This window comes from Amycolatopsis acididurans (assembly GCF_012328925.1).
GTDB lineage: Bacteria > Actinomycetota > Actinomycetes > Mycobacteriales > Pseudonocardiaceae > Amycolatopsis_E > Amycolatopsis_E acididurans.
The window spans coordinates 144,543-164,483 of sequence record NZ_JAAXLS010000009.1 but is presented as its reverse complement, the minus strand read 5'-3'; the positions used below and the strand labels follow the sequence as shown (position 1 = coordinate 164,483).

The 19,941-nt window shown below is 70.9% G+C and carries 17 protein-coding genes; 11 read left to right on the top strand and 6 right to left on the bottom strand.

What is annotated here, in order from left to right:
* Window positions 1-6: 6 nt before the first annotated feature.
* Window positions 7-2,205 (top strand): CoA transferase, encoded by a 2,199-nt coding sequence (locus HFP15_RS16360; protein ID WP_168516361.1) that lies wholly within the window; start codon window positions 7-9, stop codon window positions 2,203-2,205.
* 17 nt (window positions 2,206-2,222) lie between these two features.
* Window positions 2,223-3,422 (top strand): cytochrome P450, encoded by a 1,200-nt coding sequence (locus HFP15_RS16355; RefSeq protein WP_168516359.1) that lies wholly within the window; start codon window positions 2,223-2,225, stop codon window positions 3,420-3,422.
* A gap of 51 nt (window positions 3,423-3,473) precedes the next feature.
* Here HFP15_RS16355 and HFP15_RS16350 read toward each other — a convergent pair whose 3' ends face one another.
* The 5 genes from HFP15_RS16350 to HFP15_RS16330 form a co-directional block, all read right to left on the bottom strand.
* Window positions 3,474-4,670, bottom strand: a complete 1,197-nt coding sequence (locus HFP15_RS16350) for an amidohydrolase family protein (RefSeq protein ID WP_168516357.1) — start codon at window positions 4,668-4,670, stop codon at window positions 3,474-3,476.
* 73 nt (window positions 4,671-4,743) lie between these two features.
* The gene (locus HFP15_RS16345) at window positions 4,744-5,586 is read right to left on the bottom strand and encodes an SDR family NAD(P)-dependent oxidoreductase (protein WP_168516355.1); all 843 of its coding nucleotides are present in this window, start codon (window positions 5,584-5,586) and stop codon (window positions 4,744-4,746) included.
* A gap of 24 nt (window positions 5,587-5,610) precedes the next feature.
* Window positions 5,611-6,789: a thiolase family protein gene (locus HFP15_RS16340; protein ID WP_168516353.1), complete on the bottom strand. Its 1,179-nt coding sequence runs from the start codon at window positions 6,787-6,789 to the stop codon at window positions 5,611-5,613.
* On the bottom strand, window positions 6,786-7,202 hold the full coding sequence (locus tag HFP15_RS16335) for a Zn-ribbon domain-containing OB-fold protein (RefSeq protein WP_168516351.1): 417 nt from the start codon (window positions 7,200-7,202) through the stop codon (window positions 6,786-6,788). Before HFP15_RS16335 ends, HFP15_RS16340 begins: the two co-directional genes overlap by 4 nt.
* Entirely contained in the window at window positions 7,199-8,323 is a 1,125-nt protein-coding gene (locus tag HFP15_RS16330) for a CaiB/BaiF CoA transferase family protein (protein WP_168516348.1), read from the bottom strand. Before HFP15_RS16330 ends, HFP15_RS16335 begins: the two co-directional genes overlap by 4 nt.
* 113 nt (window positions 8,324-8,436) lie before the next feature.
* On the opposite strand from HFP15_RS16330, the gene HFP15_RS16325 reads away from it, so the two are divergent.
* Both HFP15_RS16325 and HFP15_RS16320 read left to right on the top strand, forming a co-directional pair.
* Window positions 8,437-9,378 carry an LLM class flavin-dependent oxidoreductase gene (locus tag HFP15_RS16325; protein WP_168516346.1) on the top strand — a complete coding sequence of 314 codons (942 nt, stop codon included), beginning with the start codon at window positions 8,437-8,439 and terminating at the stop codon, window positions 9,376-9,378.
* Window positions 9,375-11,633, top strand: a complete 2,259-nt coding sequence (locus HFP15_RS16320; protein WP_210717337.1) for a CaiB/BaiF CoA-transferase family protein — start codon at window positions 9,375-9,377, stop codon at window positions 11,631-11,633. Before HFP15_RS16325 ends, HFP15_RS16320 begins: the two co-directional genes overlap by 4 nt.
* A gap of 41 nt (window positions 11,634-11,674) precedes the next feature.
* Here HFP15_RS16320 and HFP15_RS16315 read toward each other — a convergent pair whose 3' ends face one another.
* Window positions 11,675-12,862 (bottom strand): amidohydrolase family protein, encoded by a 1,188-nt coding sequence (locus HFP15_RS16315; RefSeq protein WP_168516344.1) that lies wholly within the window; start codon window positions 12,860-12,862, stop codon window positions 11,675-11,677.
* A 124-nt stretch (window positions 12,863-12,986) separates the two neighbouring features.
* Here HFP15_RS16315 and HFP15_RS16310 point away from each other — a divergent pair, with 124 nt between their 5' ends.
* The 7 genes from HFP15_RS16310 to HFP15_RS16280 all read left to right on the top strand — a co-directional run bounded on the left by HFP15_RS16310 (window position 12,987) and on the right by HFP15_RS16280 (window position 19,933).
* The gene (locus HFP15_RS16310; protein WP_168516342.1) at window positions 12,987-14,063 is read left to right on the top strand and encodes a Zn-dependent alcohol dehydrogenase; all 1,077 of its coding nucleotides are present in this window, start codon (window positions 12,987-12,989) and stop codon (window positions 14,061-14,063) included.
* A 100-nt stretch (window positions 14,064-14,163) separates the two neighbouring features.
* Window positions 14,164-15,312 (top strand): acyl-CoA dehydrogenase family protein, encoded by a 1,149-nt coding sequence (locus HFP15_RS16305; RefSeq protein ID WP_312871616.1) that lies wholly within the window; start codon window positions 14,164-14,166, stop codon window positions 15,310-15,312.
* On the top strand, window positions 15,309-16,244 hold the full coding sequence (locus HFP15_RS16300) for an acyl-CoA dehydrogenase family protein (protein ID WP_168516340.1): 936 nt from the start codon (window positions 15,309-15,311) through the stop codon (window positions 16,242-16,244). Before HFP15_RS16305 ends, HFP15_RS16300 begins: the two co-directional genes overlap by 4 nt.
* A complete protein-coding gene (locus tag HFP15_RS16295; protein ID WP_168516338.1) occupies window positions 16,244-16,399 on the top strand; it encodes a hypothetical protein in 156 nt (51 codons plus the stop codon). Before HFP15_RS16300 ends, HFP15_RS16295 begins: the two co-directional genes overlap by 1 nt.
* A complete protein-coding gene (locus HFP15_RS16290) occupies window positions 16,396-17,568 on the top strand; it encodes an acyl-CoA dehydrogenase family protein (RefSeq protein WP_168516336.1) in 1,173 nt (390 codons plus the stop codon). The genes HFP15_RS16295 and HFP15_RS16290 overlap by 4 nt, the downstream gene beginning before the upstream one ends.
* Window positions 17,565-18,578 carry an acyl-CoA dehydrogenase family protein gene (locus HFP15_RS16285; RefSeq protein WP_168516334.1) on the top strand — a complete coding sequence of 338 codons (1,014 nt, stop codon included), beginning with the start codon at window positions 17,565-17,567 and terminating at the stop codon, window positions 18,576-18,578. Before HFP15_RS16290 ends, HFP15_RS16285 begins: the two co-directional genes overlap by 4 nt.
* Window positions 18,579-18,727: 149 nt before the next feature.
* Entirely contained in the window at window positions 18,728-19,933 is a 1,206-nt protein-coding gene (locus tag HFP15_RS16280; RefSeq protein ID WP_168516332.1) for an amidohydrolase family protein, read from the top strand.
* Window positions 19,934-19,941 lie beyond the last annotated feature (8 nt).

Genomic DNA, 19,941 nt, shown 5'->3' with positions numbered 1-19,941 from the left:
GGCGAAGTGGAACCGCTGGAGGGGTTGCGTGTCGTCGAGGCCGCGCTGGGCGTCAGCACCGTCGGTGCCGGGCCGGCGGCGAGCCTGCCCGGCAGGCTGTTCCGGGATCTGGGCGCCGAGGTCACGCGTGTTCAGCTCGCCGCCGCGCCGACGCTGGACGCCGGCGTGGAGTTCGGCCGGGTCTGGGATCGGGGCAAGGACATCGTCGCCGTCGCGGACGACGCCGCCGCGGATGCCGTCGCCGCGCTCGCCCGCGAGGCCGACGTGCTGTTCCTCAGCGGCGGGGAGGAACTCGCCGAGCGGCGCGGGCTGGGCTACCGGCAGCTCGCCAGGCGGAACCCGCGGCTGGTCGTGGCGCGCGTGCGGCCCAGCTATCACGCGCTCGGGCCGATCCCGGATCTGGAGCTGCTCGTGCACGCGCGGTCCGGGCTGCTGACCCAGATCCGCGCCCACCGCGGTGGCCCGGCCTTCGGCGATCTCGCCGTGGCGAGCATCGGTGCCGGGCTGTCGGCGGCCGTCGGCGCGCTCGGGTGCCTGGTCGAGCGGGAGGCGACCGGCGTCGGTGGCTGGGCGGAAACCTCGCTGTACGAGGGAATGCAGGCGATCCTGCCGATGATCATCGGCAGGGCCGAGCATCCGTCGGGCGCGACCAACCTGCTGTGGCGAGAGCAGGGGCCTGCCGAGGCCCTGTCCTACCGCTGCGCGGACGGCGAGTACGTGCAGCTCTGGTTCGGCGCCAAGGGCGCGTACGAGGCGTTCCTGGAACACATGGGCGACGAACCCAGCGAACACGGCTACAACGCCGACCTGATGAGCGGCGGCATGGTCGAGCGTGGCCGGCGATGGGCGGCGCGGTTCGCCGAGCACGACCGCGACTGGTGGGTCAGGGACCTCGCGGGCGCGAAGTTCCGCTGTGAACCGGTGTTGCGGGCCGGTGAGGCGTTGCGCGATCCGCACGTGCGTGCCGTCGGGCTGGCCGCCGATCACGACGATCCCGACCGCGGGCCGATCACGACGCTGGGCCCCGCGATCCGGGTCACCGCCGCCGGAGACGGGAAACCGCGGCGTGCCGGTGCGGGCCGGTTGCTGACCGGCGTCCGGGTGCTGGACCTGTCCGCGTATCTCGCCGGGCCGGTCACCCCGCTCGTACTGGGCGGGCTCGGCGCGGACGTGTGCAAGGTCGAGCCGCCGACGGGGGACGTGCATCGCCGGATGGAGCCGATGTTCGCGGCGGGGCAGCGCGGCAAACGCGCGCTGGCGCTGGATCTCAAGTCGCCGGACGCGCCCGCCGTGTTGGAGCGGCTGTTCCGGTGGAGCGACGTGGTGCACCACAACTCGCGGGTCGGGCTGGCCGAACGGCTCGGCTACGACGAGGCGGCGGTGCGCGCGGCGAACCCCGACGTCGTGTACAGCTTCGCCAGCGGTTTCGGGGAGACCGGCCCGCGCGCGACGTTGCCGGCCAACGACCAGCTGATGCAGGCGTTGTCCGGTGTCGAGGCGGGCCAGGGTGGTGAGGGCATGCCGCCGACGTACCTCGTGTGGGGCGCGATCGACGTCACCGGCGGCTGGATGGCGGCGTGCGGCGTGCTCGCCGGGCTTTACGCGCGGCGGCGCCGCGGCGGTGGCCAGTCGGTGTCCACGAGCCTGCTCGCCGCGGCGCTGACGATGAAATCCGGCGCGTTCCTCGCCGGTGGCCAGGTGGTGCGCGGACCGGTGCTCGACGCGGGGCAGACCGGTTACGGCGCCGCGTACCGGATCTACGCCGGTGCCGACGGTGCCTGGTTCGCGCTGGCCGTACCCGATGTGCCCGCGTGGCAACGGTTGCGCGCGGTCACCGGGCTCGACGAGCTGCCCGCGGCACCGCCTCCGTTGCGCACGACCGGTGCGCTTCAGCCGGAGGAAGTGTTGCTGGAGAGGATTTTCCGCGGCAAGAACGCGGCGGACTGGGTGGCCGCGCTGCGATCGGAAGGCGTGCCGGCCGAAGAGGTGGTGGAGGCCGGCCGCGGCGAGTTCGCCGCCGGTTTCCTCGACGATCCGGTCAACCGGATGCTCGGCCGCGTCGTCGGGTACCGCTGGGGCGAGCGGGGGCTGGTCGAGCAGCCGTCGTTCCCACCCGCGTTCGGGCCGGCCCCGTCGCCACCGGCCCCGTCGGGCATTCCCGGACTGGGCGAGCACACCGAGGACATCCTGGCGTCGCTGGGTTGAGGAGAAAAGGAGAAACGATGGAGCCGAGCGCGATCACCGACGAGTGGATCGAGCGGCATTTCGACCACCTCTCACCGGATCTGGCCCGCGACCTCCACCCGACGCTCGCCCGCGCCCGGTCGCGGTGCCCGGTCGCGCACAGCGACGCCTACGGCGGGTTCTGGATCGCCACCCGCTACGAGGACGTCCTGCGCATCGCTCAGGACTGGCGGCAGTTCAGCTCCGAGCTGGGTATCACGGTGCCCGCGCCGCCGGGGGACCAGCAGATGAAGATCCTGCCGGTCACGATCGACCCGCCATTGCAGCGGACCTTCAAAAAGCTCATCAACGCGCATTTCACGCCCGCGAAGATCGGCCCCTGGGAGGAGGCCACCCGCGCCATCGTGAACCGGCTCATCGACGAGTTCATCGACGCCGGCGAATGCGATTTCATGAAGGAGTTCGCCCGCCCGTTCCCGGGCCTGGCGTTCTTCGACCTCGCACTGCACGCTCCGGCCGACGACCTGGAGGAGGTCAACCACTACGCGACGATGGCGTCGCTGCCGAACGTGCCGGAGTCGCGCGAGTGCGTGCTCAAGCTCGCGGGCTGGATCTCGGAGTTCCTCGACCGGCGGCGCGAGGAAGGACCGCGCGGTGACGTCGTGGACGCCGTGCTGGGCGCCGAGATCGAGGGCAGGCCGATCACGCGTGAGGAAGCCATCGGGACCGTGCAGTTGCTGGTGCTCGGCGGGCTGGAGACCACCGCCGGTGTGCTGGGCGCGGCGATGCTGCGGTTCTGTGGGCAGCCGGAGATTCCCGCGCTGCTGCGGGAAAAGCCGGACCTGATCCCGAAGGCGGTGGAGGAACTGCTGCGGCTGGACGGCTCGTTCATCTGCATCGGCCGCACCGCGCGCGACGACGGGGAGATCGACGGCACCCGCATCGGGCAGGGCGAGCGGGTGATCATGTACTGGGCCTCGGCCAACCGCGACGAGGCGGAGTTCCCCGACCCCGACGCCTTCGACCTCGACCGGCCGCGCAACCGGCACATCGCGTTCGGCGCCGGGCCGCACCGGTGCGTCGGGTCGAACCTGGCGAGGATGAACCTGCGCATCGCGATCGACGAGATCGTGCGGCGGATGACGGACTTCCGGCTCAAGCCCGGCGCGGACGTCGAGTTCCACTCGACGTTCAACCGGGCCCCGTTGTCGGTGCCGATCAGCTTCACCCGCGGATAGCGCACAGCGAAAGGGGCCTTCGCCACGGCGAAGGCCCTTTTTCGTTTTTTCCTAGGCGCGGACCGGTTCTTCCAGGTTGTAGAGCCTGGTGGCGGTGTGCTGCAGCACGTTGCCCACGATGTCGTCGGGCACGCCGTCCAGCGAGCGGTCGATGATCTCGCGCGGGCTCGGCGATTCCGAGGCGGGCCCGGGGGAGAGGCTGGTGGCGTGCGGGAAGTCCGTCTCGAACATGAGGTTGTCGCGCAGCTGGTCCAGAACCGGCCGCAGGGACCGGTTTTCGAACCAGTACATGCCATAGACCTGCCGGTTCATGTACTCGCTCGGCAGCAGCCGGTCCGGGTATTCCTTGTGCGCGCCCACGTTCAGCCACTGCCAGTCCATGCTCTCGCCAAGGAAGGGCAGCCAGCCCGCGCCGTTCTCGACCGACACGAAGTTCAGCCTGGGATAGCGGTGGCAGACGCCGCTCACCACGACCTCGGCGACGTTCTGCGCGTTGCCCAGCAGCACCAGCGCGCTTTCCTTGGTGAAATCGAGCTTCTTCGACTGGTCCACCGCGCCCTTGAGGTCGTCGGGCTCGTTGAGGAAGCCGACGTGGAAGTTCATCGACAGGCCCATCTCCTGCGCCTGCCCCAGCAACGGCTCCCAGTAGTCGTCGACCAGCCGCGGCAGGCCGACCTTGTCGTAGCGCGCCGCGAACAGCACGCCCTTGTGTCCCAGTTCGTGGGACCGCTTCATCTCCGCGACCGACTCGTCGATGTCCCAGAACGGCAGCATCATCATCGGGATCAGGCGGCGCGAATCGGCCGAACACCATTCGGCGATCCAGTCGTTGTAGGCGCGCACGCATTCGGTCGCGAGTTCCGGTGGCATCTCCTTGAGGAACACATGGCTGTGGAACCCGAGAATGTTCGGGTACATCACCTGGTAGTAGACGCCGACTTCGTCCAGGTAGTTCAGGCGTTGCTTGGCATCCAGCGCCGCGGGAAACGCCTCGGACAGTTTTTTCGGGTGCGAGGGCGGGAACTCCGGCCAGCGCGCCTGCGCGAACGCGCCGACGCCGTAGAGCTTGCGGTTACCGATGTACCAGTAATCCTCCTGCCGCCGTTCGTGGAAACGCACGTGCGGAACGAGGTCGCCCCACTTCTGCGAGGAGATCCGCGAAGTCCACAAATCGGCCGGTTCGATGATGTGGGAATCGACATCGGCGACCGCGTACCGCTCGCACAGCGCCCCGTTCTGCTCAGCCATCTCGCCGGACTCCTCCTCGACGCAAGAGAGTATTCGCTCACTTACTTTAGGGCCCGTGTCGACCGGGACGCAACTACTCGGCGGGTTCGGGCACCCCGCGCAGGTGCGGGGCCATCATCAGCGGCGTCACGCTCAGCACCCCCGACTCCACCGGCAACGTCACCCCGGTGATCCACCGCGCCTCGTCGCCGGCGAGGAACGCCGCCGCCCAGCCCACGTCCCATCCGGTGCCCGGGGTGCCGAGCAGTCCCGCTTCGGAGCGCAGGGTGTTCATGAACTCCGCGCGCGGTCCTGGCGCCGACACCGAGAGCACCATCGGCGTCGTGATGTGCCCCGGCGCCACGGCGTTGACGCGGATTCCCTGCCGCCCATGGGAATACGCCATGTCCACCGTCATCGCGATCAGCCCGCCCTTGGCCGCCGAATACGCCACCGTGCCGTCACCGCGCAGCGCGGAGATCGACGAGACGTTGACGATCGAGCCCGCACCCTTGGCGGCCATCACCGGCACCGCGTACTTCGAGGCCAGGAACGCGGTCCGCAGGTTGATGTCGAACGAGCGGTCCCAGTCCTGCTCGCTGGTGTCCACGACGGTGCCCAGCGCGGCGAGCCCGATGTTGTTGACGAGGATGTCCACGCCGCCGAACGCGTCCACCGCCGCGCCGACCATCGCCTCGCAGTCGGCGGCCTTGGTGACGTCGGCGGCGAACACCTCAGCCTTGCCGCCCTCCTCCTCGATCATCTTCCGGGTCTCCTCGGCCCGTTCGGGGTGCAGATCGACGAGCAGCACGCTCGCGCCTTCCCGCGCGAGCACGACCGCGGTCGCCTTCCCCGTGCCGATCCCGGGCCCGGGCGTCGAGCCCGCTCCCGTCACGATCGCCGTCTTGCCCTCGACCCGGCCCGCACGCTCGACCATCGCCTTCCCTTCCTGTTCGCTGTTCTACCAACGGGTCAGCAGGGCCGCGCCCGCCTCGAACCCGCCGGCGTTCGTCACCGCCGCCACCTCGGCCCCGGTCACCTGCCGGGCGTCCGCCTCGCCACGCAACTGCCGCACCGCCTCGGCGGTGTGCCCGAACGCGGCGTGCAGCCTGCCGCCGGACAGCTGCCCGCCCCAGGTGTTGAGCGGGAGCTCACCGTCGAGCGCGATGCGCTTGCCGCCCTCGACGAAGGCGCCGGCCTCGCCCGGTCCACAGAAACCCATCGCCTCCAGCCACCACACCGCCTCGATCATGAACCCGTCGTAGAGTTCGGCCACGTCGACGTCCGAGGGTGTGAGGTCCGTCCGCGCCCACATCGCCCGCGCGGCACCGTGCCCGACGCGGGTCATGTCCTCCCACTGCTCCCACGACGGCCGTCCCTCCACGACACCGGCCATCGCCTCGATCCGCACCGGCGCCCGCAGATCGCGTGCCGCCTCCGCGGCCGAGACGACGATCGCGGTGGCGCCGTCGGCGGGCACGTCGCAGTCGTAGAGGCACATCGGCGTGGAGATCATCCGGGCATCCAGGTAGTCCTCGACCGTGAGCGGAGTGCGGTAGACGGCGTCGGGATTCAGCGACGCGTGCGCCCGCTGCGTGACCGGGATCCAGGCGAGCTGCTCGCGGGTGACGCCGAACTCGTGCAGGTAGCGGGCGGCATAGGGGGCGACCTGGCAGACCGGTGAGAGCATCCCGACCGGCAGCAGCCAGGCCAGCGGCCCGTCGGCGGCGGGTTTGGCCGACCCGTAGGCAGGGCGTCCGCCCGCGTTGCGCGCCGCGCTGCCTTCCTTGACCGTCCGCCAGATCACGACGTGCCGCGCCTGTCCGGTCGCCACGGCCTGGGCCGGTCCGTAGAAGGGCAGCGACATGCCCTCGACCAGGCCCTGCCGCCAGGTCGTGGTGATGCGCAGCGCGTCCTGGATCTCGTAGAGATTCCCGTTGGCGTAGCCGGGCAGGTTCGCGACGCCACCGCCGGGAAACATCGCCAGCCCGTCGATGTCGTCCATGGTCAGCCCGGCGTCGGCCACCGCGGCGAGGATCGCGTCGAGGGTGAGCTGGAACCCGGACCGGTGCACGCGGCGGCCGATCTCCGACTGGCCGATGCCGGAGATCACCGCGCGGCGCTCGAACGTCTCCGTCATGCCGTCCCCGCCACGAAACTCGGGATCGCGAAGCCGCCGGGCCCTGGTTCGAAACCGACCTCGACCCGCATACCGATGGTGGCGTCTTCCGGTGAGCAGCCGCGCAACCGGCCCGCCACACGGACTCCGGGGTGGCCGGGGAACTCGACCAGCACGATCGCGTAGGGGACTTCGAGATCCGGCAGCCACCGCTGGTGGTTGACCGTGAGGCTGTACACCTCGCCGCCGGCCCCGGTGATCTCGGTCCATTCCATCGTCCTGGCGCGGCAGGAACGGCAGATTCCGCGCGGGGGAAAGGATTCGGCGCCACAGTCACGGCATCGCTCGATCAGCAGCCTGCCGTCGCGGGCGGCGTTCCAGAACGGCTCGGTCTCCTCCGTGACCGCCGGGGGGATTCCGATCGTCGCGTTCACGCTTCGCTCCTTTCCCACTCGCGCAGGATCCCGGCCGCCTCCGCCGCGACCGCCGGTGCCTCGGCGCAGCCGGGGGTGCGGCTGAACCGGGGCGCGGCCGCGGGCTGCGTGACGCCGTCCACCTCGGTGAACGTGCCCCGTGCCGCGTTGTGCGGATGCGCGGGCGCCTCGGCCGGCGTGAGCACCGGCGCGAAACAGGTGTCGGTGCCCTCCAGCAGTTCACACCAGTCCGCAAGCGTCCTGCCGGCGAACACGCTTGCCAGCGCCGCCCGGTCCGCGGCCCAGCCGCCCGGATCGCTTTGCCGGTGCAGCATGTCCTCGCCGAGGCCGAGCCGTCGCAGCAGTTCCGCGTAGAACCGCGGCTCTCCACATCCGACAGTCACGTAACGGCCGTCCGCGGTTTCGTACACGTTGTAAAACGGTGCGCCCAGATCGAGCACATTGGACCCCGGCTCGTCCGACCACAGGCCCTCGGCGCGCATTCCGTGCACGACGGTGGTCAGCAGCGCGACACCGTCGATCATCGCGGCGTCGACGACCTGGCCGAGCCCGGAAAAGGACCGTTCGACAACGGCACCCAGGATGCCGGCCACCGCCAGCATCCCGCCGCCTCCGTAGTCGCCGAGCAGATTCAGCGGGGGAGCGGGCGGATCACCGTTGCGCCGCAACGGATCGAGCGCGCCGGAGAGCGCGACGTAGTTGATGTCGTGCCCGGGCACGTGCGCGAGCGGCCCGTCCTGCCCCCAGCCGGTGATCCGGGCATACACCAATCGGGGGTTGCGTTCGAGACAGACCTCCGGGCCGAGACCGAGCCGTTCCGCCGCGCCCGGCCGGAAACCCTCCAGCAGCACGTCGGCGGCGTCGGTGAGGCGGAGTGCGGTGGCGAGATCGCCGGACCGGCGGAGGTCGAGCGTGACCGTGCGGCGGCCGCGGCCGACCGGATCGATCTCGCGCCGGCCGTGGATCATCTTCTCGGTGCCGGTGGCCGCCGCCAGGGGCGGACGGGGCCGCGCGATGCGCACGACGTCGGCGCCGAGATCGGCGAGCATCATCGCGCAGAACGGCCCCGGGCCTCTGCCTTCCAGCTCGACGACCTTCAACCGCGCCAGTGGTCCGGCCATGCGTTCCCCTTTCCCGCGAGGAAAAACTACCATTGAAAAGTGAGCATTTGCTATCTTTTGGCTGATCGGCATCGTCCGGTGCCGACACGTGCCCACTTGCCGGAGGAGCCGGGTTGAAAGCCGATCGAATCACCTTCGGGGCGGCGGCGATCCCCGAGCCGGACCGGGACTGGCTGGCCGCCGTGGAAGAACTTCCCGTCGAATCCGTCTGGCAGGGCGGGCATCTGCTGCCGCCGAGCGCGACCGGCGAGGCGGTGGCCCGGCTGTCCCTGCTGACCGCGTGGACCGAACGGGTCCGGGTCGGCGCGGCCGTGCTCCTGCTGCCGCTCTACCACCCCGTCGTGCTGGCCAAGCAGCTCGCCGACCTCGACGCGCGCTCCGGTGGCCGGGTGTCGGCCGGCATCGGCGTCGGCGGGGAGTTCCGGCACGAGTTCGAGGCCGTCGGTGTCCCGCTCGCCGAGCGCGGCCCCCGCACCGACGAGGCGATCGAGGTGCTGCGCACGCTCTGGCGCGGCGGCGCGGTCAGTCATGCGGGCAAGTTCTTCTCGTTCCACGACATCGAGCTGCGGGCCGTCGCACCGGGGATGCGGCCGGGCGGGCCGCCCCTGATCGTGTCCGGACGCAAACCGCCGGCGATGCGCCGCGCCGCGCGTCTCGGCGACGGCTGGCTGCCGTACCTGCTCTCGCCGCGCGCCTACGCACGGTCGGTCGAGACGATCACGGCCGAAGCCTCGAAAGCCGGCCGGAATCTCGACGGGTTCGAGTGGATGGCCTACGTGTACTGCTCGGTGCGCCGCGACGGCGACCGCGCACGCGAGGACGTGCGCGGGTTCCTCGGCGGCGCCTACGGGGACAAGCCGCCCGAGATGCTCGACCGGATCGCACCCGCGGGTACCCCGGAGCAGGTCGCGGCACGGTTGCAGGAGTACGTCGACGCCGGGGTGCGGCATTTCGTCATCTCGCCCGCCACGCACGAGGACACCCTCGGCGTGGTCCGGCTGGCCGCGACGGAAGTGCTGCCACGCCTGTCCCTGCCGGCGGCGGTGTCCTCGTGAGCCCGTGCGCGGGCCTGTCGGTGGTCGAACTCGCCGCGGGTACCAGCGAACTCGGCCTCGGGCTCGCCGGTGGCGTGCCCGGGATGGTGCTCGCCGACCTCGGCGCGGACGTCGTGCGGGTGGTGGGCACCCCGGCGCCGCCGATCGACGCGTCCGTGCCGTGGGGCCGCGCGTGGCACCGCGACAAGCGGATCGTCGTCACCGACGACCGCGCCGAGGTCCTCGCGCTGGTGCGCGACGCGGACGTCGTGCTGGCCTACGGGCCGGAAACCGTGGTCGAGGGCCGGGGCCTGGGGGAGCGCGACCTGCGCGCGGGCAACCCGGCGCTGGTCTACGCACGATGCCGGCCGAGCCGCACCGCCGCGGGTGCGATCGAAGACTACGGCTTGCTGGTCGAGGCGAGGTCCGGATTCTGCACGCAGCTGGCCGGGCACCGGCCCGGGCCGATCTTCGCCGACGTGCGCGCCCCCGGCGTCGGCACGGCCTCGCTGATGCTGACCTCGGTGCTCGCGCTGCTGTGCCGCCGTGCGCGCACCGGCACCGGCGGCTGGGCCGAGACCTCGCTCTACGACGGTATGCTCGCCACGCTCGGTTGCATGATCGGCCGTTCGGAGCGCGCCGCGCCGGAGATCGAGTCGTACTGGGAAAAGGGCTCCACCTTCCCGAACTTCCTCTACCGCTGCGCCGACGGCGAACTGGTCCAGGTGTGGTTCGGCGGCAAGGGCATGTACCGCGCGCTGATCGAGGTGCTCGGGGACGAACCGAGCGCCGAGGGCTACTACACCGACCAGATGACCGGCAAGCTCGGTGAACGGGCCGCGCGCTGGGCGTCGTTCTTCGCGACCCGGCCGCGTGACGAGTGGATCGAGCGGCTGCGCGCGGCACGCGTCGCGTGCGAGCCGGTGTTCGGGCCGGGCGAGATGCTGGCCGATCCGCATCTGGCCGCGATCGGGCTGGCGGTGCCGCGGGCGGACCGGGGCCATCACGACGTGCTCGTGGGCTCGCCGATCGCCGTGCGCCCCACCGCGAAGGCCGCGGCACCGGTGTCCGGGCACGGTGTGCTCGGTGGCCTGCGGGTGCTGGACTTCTCGGCGTTCGTGGCCGGCCCGCTGGCCGCGGAGGTCCTCGCCGATCTCGGTGCCGACGTGATCAAGGTCGAACCGCCGGAGGGTGAGGCCATGCGCGCGGCCGCGTACGCCGTCGCGGCCTGCCAGCGCGGCAAGCGCAGTCTCGCGCTCGACCTCGGCGCACCCGAGGCCGGTCCGGTCGTGCAGCGCCTGCTGTCCTGGGCGGACGTGGTGCTGCACAACTTCCGGGTCGGCGTCGCGGAACGGCTCGGCATCGACGAGGAGACCGTCACGCGGCTCAACCCCGGCGCGGTCTACTGCCACGCCAGCGCGTTCGGCCCCTCGGGCCCGCGCGCGAGTTTCCCCGGCAACGACGCGCTGATGCAGGCGGTCACCGGATTCGAGCGCGCGGTCGGCGGGGCCGGCAACGATCCGCTGGCCGCCACGTGGATCCCGATCGACATGGCGGGCGGCTGGGTCGCCGCGGCCGGTGTGCTGGCCGGCCTGCGTGCGCGGATCGCACAGGGGCACGGGCAGCGCGTGGACACCAGCCTGCTCGGCGCCGGAATGCTGGTGCACAGCGGTGTTTTCGAACGCGACGGCCACGTGGTGCGCGGCCCCGAACTGGACGCGGACCAGACGGGATACGGGCCGGGATACCGGATCTACCGCGCGGCCGGCGACACGTGGTTGGCCCTGGTCGTTCCGGACGAGCGGGCCTGGCGTGCCCTGCGCACACTGGTGCCGGCGCTGCCCGCGACCTACGTCCCGCTGCGGGGCGGCGATGCCGACGCCGTCGCGCGCGAGGCGGAAAGCGTACTGGCGGCGGCTTTCCCGGCCGCGCCCGCGGCCGAGTGGGTGGATCGCCTGCACCGCCACGGTGTGCCCGCCGAGCCGATCGAGCCGCTGGACCGGGACGGCTTCCGCCGCGGCGTGCTGGATGATCCGGTGAACCGCCGGATGGGCCGCGTGGTCGCGTACGACACGGCGGACTGGGGCCGGTTCGAACAGCTCGGGCCGTTGCTGCGGTGCGGGCCCGAGCCCGGTGCCGGTCCGCGGCTGATGCTGCCGCGGGTCGGTGAGCACACCGTGGAGATCCTGGCGGCGGAGCTGGGCATGACGGGCGAGCAGATCGAGAACCTGCTGACCGCGAAAGTCGTCCGGCAGCTCGACGACTCGCCCGCCTGAGGCCTAGTACGACAGCGTATCCACAGTGGACAGGCAGACCGTCACGCGTTGTCGTCGAGGCCGAGGAGGGCGGCCGTGTTTCCGCGCAGCACCTTGCGCGTGATCGCGGGATCGCAGCAGCCGGCCAGCCGCCCCACGTAGTCGCGCGGTTCACGCAGGCCCTCCGGATGCGGGTAGTCCGAGCCGAACAGCACATGGTCCGGGCCGATCGCGCCGATCAGATCGAGCACGTCGTCCTCGGGGAACGGGCACACCCACAGGTGTTCGGCCAGGGCCTCGCTCGGGCGGTCCGGCAGCTGCCCGCCGATCATCGGGCCCCGCCGCCCCAGCGCGGCGGCCTTGTCGATGGTCTTGAACAGCGGCTTGAGCCAGCTCGACCCGTTCTCGATCGACACGATCTTCACGCCGGGGTGGCGGCCGAACAGGTTGTGCAGCGTCAGCGCGATCAGGGTGTCGACCACCGGCCGCTCGGTGTTGCACAACGCCCACTGCAACGGCGACTGCCGGTGCGAGGGATTGTCCGGCGCCTCCGACCAGTGCGTGCCGTAGAAGTGGTTGTAGCCGCTGTTGGACACGTGGAACACCACCGGGATCCCGGCCTCGGACACGGTGGCCCAGAACGGATCGAACACCGGATCGGCGGGGGAGCGCCCGGCGATCGGCCCCGGGCACAGGTGCACCAGTTTCGCGCCGGCGTCGATGACCCGGTGCAGTTCGGTCATGGCCTGGCCGAGGTCGAGCAGCGACAGCATCGGCACCCCGAAGATACGTCCCTCGCTGCCGAAGCCCCAGTCCTCCTCCAGCCAGCGGTTGAACGCGCGCAAGCTCGCGTAGCTGAGGTCCACGTCGTCGCGCAGGTCGTACTCGACCGCGACACCCAGCGTGGGCAGCATGATGGTGGCCTCGACACCCTGCTCGTCGAGCAGCGTCATCCGCGAGGACTTCGTGGTGAACTCGGGATGGTCCTTGGCGTTGATGACCTCGCGGTGGGTGAAGCCGTCGTTGACCCCGCCCATGAACAGGCCCTGCAGCGCACCGGGCGCCGAGGCGTAGTCGCCGGGCATGACGCTCATGAACGTGCGGCGCCCGCGCGAGAAGATGCGCCCGAGACCGTCGCCGTCACGTTCCACGCGGATCGTCGAATCCCGGAACCGGGATTCGATGTGGCGGGAGAAGCAGTCGTCGGGCTCGTAGTAGTGCGCATCGGCGTCGATCAGCGCGTAGTCCATTGCCGCGCACCTTCCTCGAGACTAAGTGAGCGCCCAGTTTCCAGTGCTATGTTTCATCCGGGGCCGTTCCCTGTCAATATTAGCTAAGTAAGTGCTCGCTCGCATCGGCGCGGAGGAGTTGGCAGTGAGAGTCGTCGTCGCCTACGAGGCAGGCCAGCCGCTGGTACTCGAGGATCTGCCCACCCCGGACGTCGGCAGCCGGGACGTGCTGGTCCGGCTCGCCGCCAGCGGAATCTGCCACACCGACCTGAACGTGATCGACGGTCGCTCGCCGTTGCCGTTGCCGATCGTGCCCGGCCATGAGGGCTGCGGCACCGTCGAGGCGGTCGGCCCGGAGGTGCGCCGGGTCAAGGTGGGGGACCGGGTGCTGGCATCGGTCACCCCGGCGTGCGGGAGCTGCTGGTGGTGCCTGAACGGGATGTCGAACCACTGCGAACTCAACCCCGCGGTCAAGGCGGCGGCACGCTTCACCCTCGCCGACGGCAGGCGTGCGGCGGCGGTGTGCGGTTGCGGGACGTTCGCCGAGATGATGGTGGTCGATGAGGCCTCCGTCGTCGCGGTGCGCACCGATCTCGCGGACGAACAGCTCGCGCTGCTGGGCTGTGGCGTCACGACGGGCCTGGGCGCCGCGCTGAACACCGCGGGTGTCACGCCCGGATCCAGCGTGGCCGTGATCGGCTGCGGTGGCGTCGGGCAGTCGGTGATCCAGGGCGCGCGCATCGCCGGTGCCGCCGACATCATCGCCGTCGACCCGGTCACCGGACGCCGCGAGGCCAGCGCCGGGATGGGCGCGAACCACACCATCGACCCGGCCGAAGGGGATCCGGTCGAACAGGTGCTGGCGCTGACCGCGGGCCGCGGCGCGGACCACACGTTCGAGGTGGTCGGCCGTCCCGAGCTGATGGTGCAGGCGGTGGACATGGCCCGGCCCGAAGGCACCGTGACGTTCGTGGGCATGCCGGCGGTCGGCGATCTGCTGACCCTGCCCGCGATCAAGACGGTGTTCTCCGGCAAGCGGATCTCCGGTTCGGTCATCGGCGGCTCCCAGATCCTGCGCGATTTCCCGCGCTACATCCGGCTCGCCGAGAGCGGCAGGCTGGACCTGGGCTCGCTGATCTCACGGCGCATCACGCTGGACGAGATCAACCTCGGCATCGACGCCGCTCGCGCCGGCGACGGCGTGCGCACCGTCGTCCGGTGACCGGCGGCGGCCGCGTCGCGATCGGGGCCGCGGGTGGTCCACAAAGGACTCCAAGTTCAAGACTAGCAATCCTTACAAGGATTGACCTACCATCCGAAGCGTGGACTTCCGCATGGGCACCGCCGCCGACTCACTGCGAAGCGAGCTGCGGACACTGGTCGCCGAACACGTTCCGCCCGGGTTTCTCGGCGCGTTCACCGACGATCCGGCCGATCTGGCCACGGCACAGCGGTTCGCCGCGATCCTCGCCGAACGCGGTCTGCTCTGCCTGGCCTGGCCGGAGGAGTTCGGCGGCCGCGGCGCCTCGGCGTGGGAGCAGACCGTCGTCCGCGAGGAGATGTGGGCCCACCACGAACCCCGCGGCGCGCAGTACATGGGCGTCAACTGGGTCGGCCCGACGATCATGCGGCACGGCACACCGGAACAGCGGCGCGTGCACCTGCCGCCGATCGCGCGCGGCGAGGTGATCTGGTGCCAGGGCTTCTCCGAACCGGACTCCGGCTCGGATCTCGCGTCGTTGCGCACCGCCGCGAAACCGGACGGCGACGGCTGGCTGGTGTCCGGGCAGAAGATCTGGACCTCCTACGCCACCATGGCGCAGTGGTGCTTCCTGCTCGCGCGCACCTCACGTGGTGAGAAGAAACAGCAGGGTCTCACGATCTTCCTCGTGCCGATGTCCGCGCCGGGCATCGAAGTGCGGCCCATCCGCTGCCTGATGGGGCCGCACCATCTCAACGAGGTCTTCTTCGACGACGTCCGCGTCACCGAGGCCGATGTGCTCGGCGAGGTCGGTGACGGCTGGCGCGTGGTGCAGGAAGTGCTTGCCTACGAACGGGTCGGCATCGCCCGCTACGCCCGCTGCGAACGTCTGCTGCAGCGGGCGCCGCGCGTGCTCGGCGACCAGTGGGAGGAACTGCCTGCCGAACTGCGCGGCCGCTGGGCGCGCATGCTCACGCACTGCCGCCGTGCGCGGCTGCTGGCCTACCGGGTCGTGGCGCTGCAAAGCCAGGGTTCGGTGCGGCCGGGCGACGCGGCGTCGTACCGGATCGCGGTGACCACACTGGACCAGGACAGCGCCGAGGTGCTCATGGAGATCATCGGACTCGCGGAGCCGGCCGGCACCGAGGGGCGCCGCTTCCGCGCCGAGGTGGAGGACCACCTGCGGTACTCGCACGCCTCCACCGTCGCGTCGGGCAGCATCGAGATGCAGCGCATCCTGCTGGCCCGCCAGCTGCTGGCGGCGTCATGAACATCGAGCTGAGTGCGGACGCGCTGGAGTACGGCAAGCAGGCGCGCCGCGCCTTCGAGGCCGCGGGCGGGGACAAGCTGATCCAGCGGGCCGAAGCGGAGCCGGACCGCCGCGAAGAACTGGTCGCGCCGGTGCTGGCGCAGCTCGGCGCGTGGGAGCTCGACCCGCGCGGCGATCCCGGCGAACTCGAAGCGGCCGCCGCGCTGTGCCGCGGCGCCGGGTACTGGGCGCTGCCGTACCCGGTGGCCGAACGCCTGGCCCGGCCCGCGCACGCCGACGGACTGATCGTGGTCGCGGGCACGAATCCGCGGGGGCCGGTCGCGGGACTCGGCCTTCGCTGGGCGGCGGTGACCCTGGACGGGCGGTGTGCGACCGCGGTGGCGCGGCCGCCGGACGCGCCGGCGCGCGAGTCCGCCTTCGTCACCGGGCTGGAGGTCACGCCCGCGTCCGGCGATGACGCCCTCGATGTCGCGCTCGGACTCGTGCTGCCGTGCTGGACGCTGCTGGGGATGCTCGACCGCGCCATGGATCTGGCCCGCTCGCACGTACTCGTCCGGGAACAGTTCGGGCAGACCCTGTCCCGGTTTCAGGGCGTGCAGTTCCAGCTCACCGACGCCGAGACCGAACGCAACGGCATGGAGATGCTCGCCAGGTACGCGTTGTGGAGTGTCCAAAGCGGACTGGACGAGGCCGTGGAGGACGCGCTCGCGCTCCGGCTCGCGGCGATCGAGGCGGCGTCGGTCGTGTTCCGCGTCGCGCATCAGCTGCACGGCGCGCTCGGCTTCTGCGACGAGGCCCCCCTTTCCTGGCTCTCCCGCTACAGCCAGCCGTTGCGGCGGCTGCCGCTGGGCCTGTCCGCGACCCGCGACGAGCTGACCCGCCGCATCGGGCGCCGCGGGCTGACCGGGCTCTACAGCGAGCGGAGTGCGTGATGCCCACCATCGAGACCGCCGTGCCGTCCCGCGTCGTGACGCTCAACCGGCCGCCGCACCGGGCACCGGCGCAGGAACTGCCGCGGCTGCCGTTGCGCTCGGCCGGGCACCGGCCGCGGCCGCTCGCGGTGCGCCGGAAGGCGGCTCAGGGATGAACGCCGAGCTGGAGGATTTCCGCGCCGGCGTGCGGGATTGGTGCCGCGAGCACGTGCCCTCCGACTGGCGGCGTGCGCAGACGGGGGTCTCCGGCGAGGAGTTCGTGCGGTTCCAGCAGGAGTGGTTCCAGCTACTGCGGACGGCGGGGTTCGCGGTGCCGCACTGGCCGCGTGAGTGGGGCGGCGGGATGCCGGTCGCCGAGCAGATCGTGCTGTACTCCGAACTCGCCGCGCACGACGCGCCCCGCCTGGTGCTGGCGTTCGTGGCGATCCATCACGCGGCCTCGACCCTGCTGGCCGCGGGCACCGAGGAGCAGCGGCGGCGGCATCTGCCCGCGATCCTCGACGGCGAGATCTGGGTGCAGGGCTTCTCCGAACCCGAGGCCGGATCCGATCTGGCCGCACTGAAAACGAGCGCCCGCAGGGAAGGCGACACCTACGTCGTCAACGGGCAGAAGGTGTGGGCCAGCGGCGCGGCGTACGCGGACTGGTGCCTGCTGCTGGCGCGCACGGATCCGGACGCGCCGAAACGGCACGGCATCTCCTATTTCCTGATGGACATGCGCACACCCGGTATCGACGTGCGGCCGATCCGGCAGGCGACGGGGGAGTCGCACTTCTGCGAGATCTTCCTCGCCGACGTGGCCATCCCGGCGACGCGGCTGATCGGGCCGGAGAACGCGGGCTGGCAGGTCGCGCAGAGCACGCTGGGCGCCGAACGCGGCATGACGATGCTGGAACTCGCCGAACGACTCGGCAACGCCGGATTCCGGTGGCTGGTGCGGCTGTGCGCGCGGGCCGGGCTCGCCGGTGATTCGCTGGTGTGCGACCGGCTGGCGATGTTCGACACCGAGATCACCGCCTTACGCGGACTGTGCCGCGAGCTGGTCGAGGGCCGGGCGAACGGCCCGGCGAACGCGTCGATCGTGAAACTCGTCTACAGCGAGCTGCTGCAGCGGATCATGGACTTCGGGGCCGAGATCGGCGGCCCGCCGGCGCACACGGTGCTCGCGAAACCGGTCTCCAGCGGATGGGAGTCCGGTGCCTGGATGCTCGACTTCCTCGGCTCGTGGGAGTGGACGATTCCCGGTGGCACCAGCGAAATCCAGCGCACCATCATCGGCGAGCGCGGCCTCGGCCTGCCCCGTGAACCGGTGAGCGCCCGATGACCGGGTTCGGCGACGGCCACGACGAACTGCGGGCGGTCGCACGGGATCTCCTGGCCGGCACGGCCGGATGGGACAAGCTCGCCCAGGCGGGCTGGCTGGGTCTGGAGGTGCCGGAAGAGCTGGACGGCGCCGGCGCGACCTTCGCCGAGGTCGCCGTCGTACTCGAGGAAATGGGCCGCGCCGCCGCGTGCACCGCCTATCTCGGCGCGGTCGTGCTCGGTGTCGGCACGCTCAACGCGCTGAAACCCGGCCGGGGGCGGGACGAACTGCTCGCCGCCACGGCGGACGGAAGCGTCGTGCCCACGGTCGCGATCGGGGACCCGCCGTTTCGTATCGAGGGCTCGCGCGTGTCGGGCCGGGCCGAATTCGTACCCGACGCGGCGGAGGCCGGCCGGATTCTGCTGCCCGCGCTGGACCAGACCGGCACGCCGGTGATCGTCCCCGTCGACGCCGGTGCGCTCGGGTGTGTGCGGCAGGAGGTCCTCGACACCACCCGCGCCGTCGGCGTGGTGACCGCGGACCACGTCGAGGCGCCCGAAGTCTGGCGCTTCGCGGGCGATCCCGCTGCGGCGCTGCGCCGGATCTCCGACCGGGCGGCGGTCGCGGTGGCCTGCGACAGCCTCGGCGTGGCGGCCGCCATGCTCGACCGCACGGTGGCCTACGCGGGTGTGCGCGAGCAGTTCGGGCGGCCGATCGGATCGTTCCAGGCGGTCAAGCACGCTTGCGCGGACATGATGGTCAAGCTCGCGATGTCGCGTCAGCTCGTCGACGCCGCCTGCCGGGCGATCGCCGGCGACGATGACGAAGCGGGGGCCGCGGCGTCGATGGCCAAGTCCTACGCGTGCGGTGCCGCCGTGGAGATCGCGGGCAAGGCGATGCAGCTGCACGGCGGAATCGGCTACACGTGGGAGAGCGGCATCCACGTCTACCTCAAGCGCGCCGCCTTCAACCGCGCGCTGTTCGGCTCGGCCGCCGGCCACCGCAAGCGGCTCGCGGCCCGCTACTTCTGACCGATCGTTGCTCGATCACCTTCCGAGATCCGCCGGACCGCCTTCCTGGCCTGCGCGAACCTTTGGCAGGCGGGTGGCCCGGTGCTACAGTGATATGTGAGCGTTCGCTTTCTTATGCACTCACGGCCCCGGAAAGTTGGGAGTTCTCGATGTCGTTCAGCTGGTTCATCTCGGTCGATGACCACCTCATTGAGCCGGCCCGGCTGTGGCAGGAGCGCCTGCCCGAACGCTGGCGGGACACCGGGCCGAGAATGGTGCGCGACGGCGACTCGGAGTTCTGGGTGTACGAGGACCGTCAGATCGTCACCACCGGCCTGAACGCGGTCGCGGGCAAGAAGCGCGAGGAGTTCTCGCCGGAACCGATCACCTACGACGAGATGCGCCCCGGCTGCTACGACCCCGCCGAGCGCGTGCGGGACATGACCGACGGCCACGTGCTGTCCTCGATGCTGTTCCCGTCCTTCCCGCGCTACTGCGGCCAGGTCTTCCACGAGGCCAAGGACAAGGAACTCGGCCTGCTGTGCGTCAAGGCGTGGAACGACTTCATCCTGGAGGAGTTCGCGCAGGCCTATCCCGGCCGGTTCATCCCGCTGATGATCATTCCGCTGTGGGACCCGGAGGCCGCGGCCGAGGAGATCCAGCGCACCGCGGCGCTGGGCGGCAAGTCCATCGCCTTTTCCGAGAATCCCACGAAACTCGGCCTGCCCTCGATCCACACCGACTACTGGGACCCGGTGTTGCGCGCCTGCGACGAGACCGGCTACGTCATCTCGATGCACGTCGGCTCCTCGTCGAACCTGATCCGCACCTCCGAGGACATGCCGACGCTGGCGTTCATGGCCTACTCCGCGGCGGCGAACCAGGCGGGCACCCTGCTGGACTGGCTGTTCAGCGGCAACTTCCAGAAGTACGCCAACCTCAAGATCGCGCTGTCCGAGGGCTCGATCGGCTGGATCCCGTACTTCCTCGAACGTGCCGAGCAGGTCGTGGACAAGCAGCGATTCTGGGCCTCGCGCTTCGACATCAACATGAACGCCAGCCACGAGCGCGGCGAGGCCAAGGGCAAGGCCGGTTTCGACCTCGACACCGACATCCGACGGCTGTTCAAGGACCACGTGTACGGCACGTTCATCGAGGACCAGGCCGGCGTGCGGCTGCTGGACATCATCGGCGAGGACAACGTGATGCTCGAATGCGACTACCCGCATTCGGACTCCACCTGGCCCGACACCATCGAGATGGCCAACAAGTGGCTCGGTCACCTGCCCGACGAGGTGCAGCACAAGATCACCGTCGGCAACGCGGCGCGGGTCTACAACTTCACTCCCGCGAGCCCGGCTTCGATCACGGGCTGACGCGGCGG

Bases quoted from the DNA above. Each gene is read 5' to 3' on its own strand.
- HFP15_RS16280 (WP_168516332.1), top strand. From the start codon at position 18,728: ATGTCGTTCAGCTGGTTCATCTCGGTCGATGACCACCTCATTGAGCCG.
- HFP15_RS16330 (WP_168516348.1), bottom strand. From the start codon at position 8,323: ATGGCCGGACCACTGGCGCGGTTGAAGGTCGTCGAGCTGGAAGGCAGA.
- HFP15_RS16350 (WP_168516357.1), bottom strand. From the start codon at position 4,670: ATGGCTGAGCAGAACGGGGCGCTGTGCGAGCGGTACGCGGTCGCCGAT.
- HFP15_RS16300 (WP_168516340.1), top strand. From the start codon at position 15,309: ATGAACATCGAGCTGAGTGCGGACGCGCTGGAGTACGGCAAGCAGGCG.
- HFP15_RS16340 (WP_168516353.1), bottom strand. From the start codon at position 6,789: ATGACGGAGACGTTCGAGCGCCGCGCGGTGATCTCCGGCATCGGCCAG.
- HFP15_RS16290 (WP_168516336.1), top strand. From the start codon at position 16,396: ATGAACGCCGAGCTGGAGGATTTCCGCGCCGGCGTGCGGGATTGGTGC.
- HFP15_RS16285 (WP_168516334.1), top strand. From the start codon at position 17,565: ATGACCGGGTTCGGCGACGGCCACGACGAACTGCGGGCGGTCGCACGG.
- HFP15_RS16345 (WP_168516355.1), bottom strand. From the start codon at position 5,586: ATGGTCGAGCGTGCGGGCCGGGTCGAGGGCAAGACGGCGATCGTGACG.
- HFP15_RS16295 (WP_168516338.1), top strand. From the start codon at position 16,244: ATGCCCACCATCGAGACCGCCGTGCCGTCCCGCGTCGTGACGCTCAAC.
- HFP15_RS16355 (WP_168516359.1), top strand. From the start codon at position 2,223: ATGGAGCCGAGCGCGATCACCGACGAGTGGATCGAGCGGCATTTCGAC.
- HFP15_RS16315 (WP_168516344.1), bottom strand. From the start codon at position 12,862: ATGGACTACGCGCTGATCGACGCCGATGCGCACTACTACGAGCCCGAC.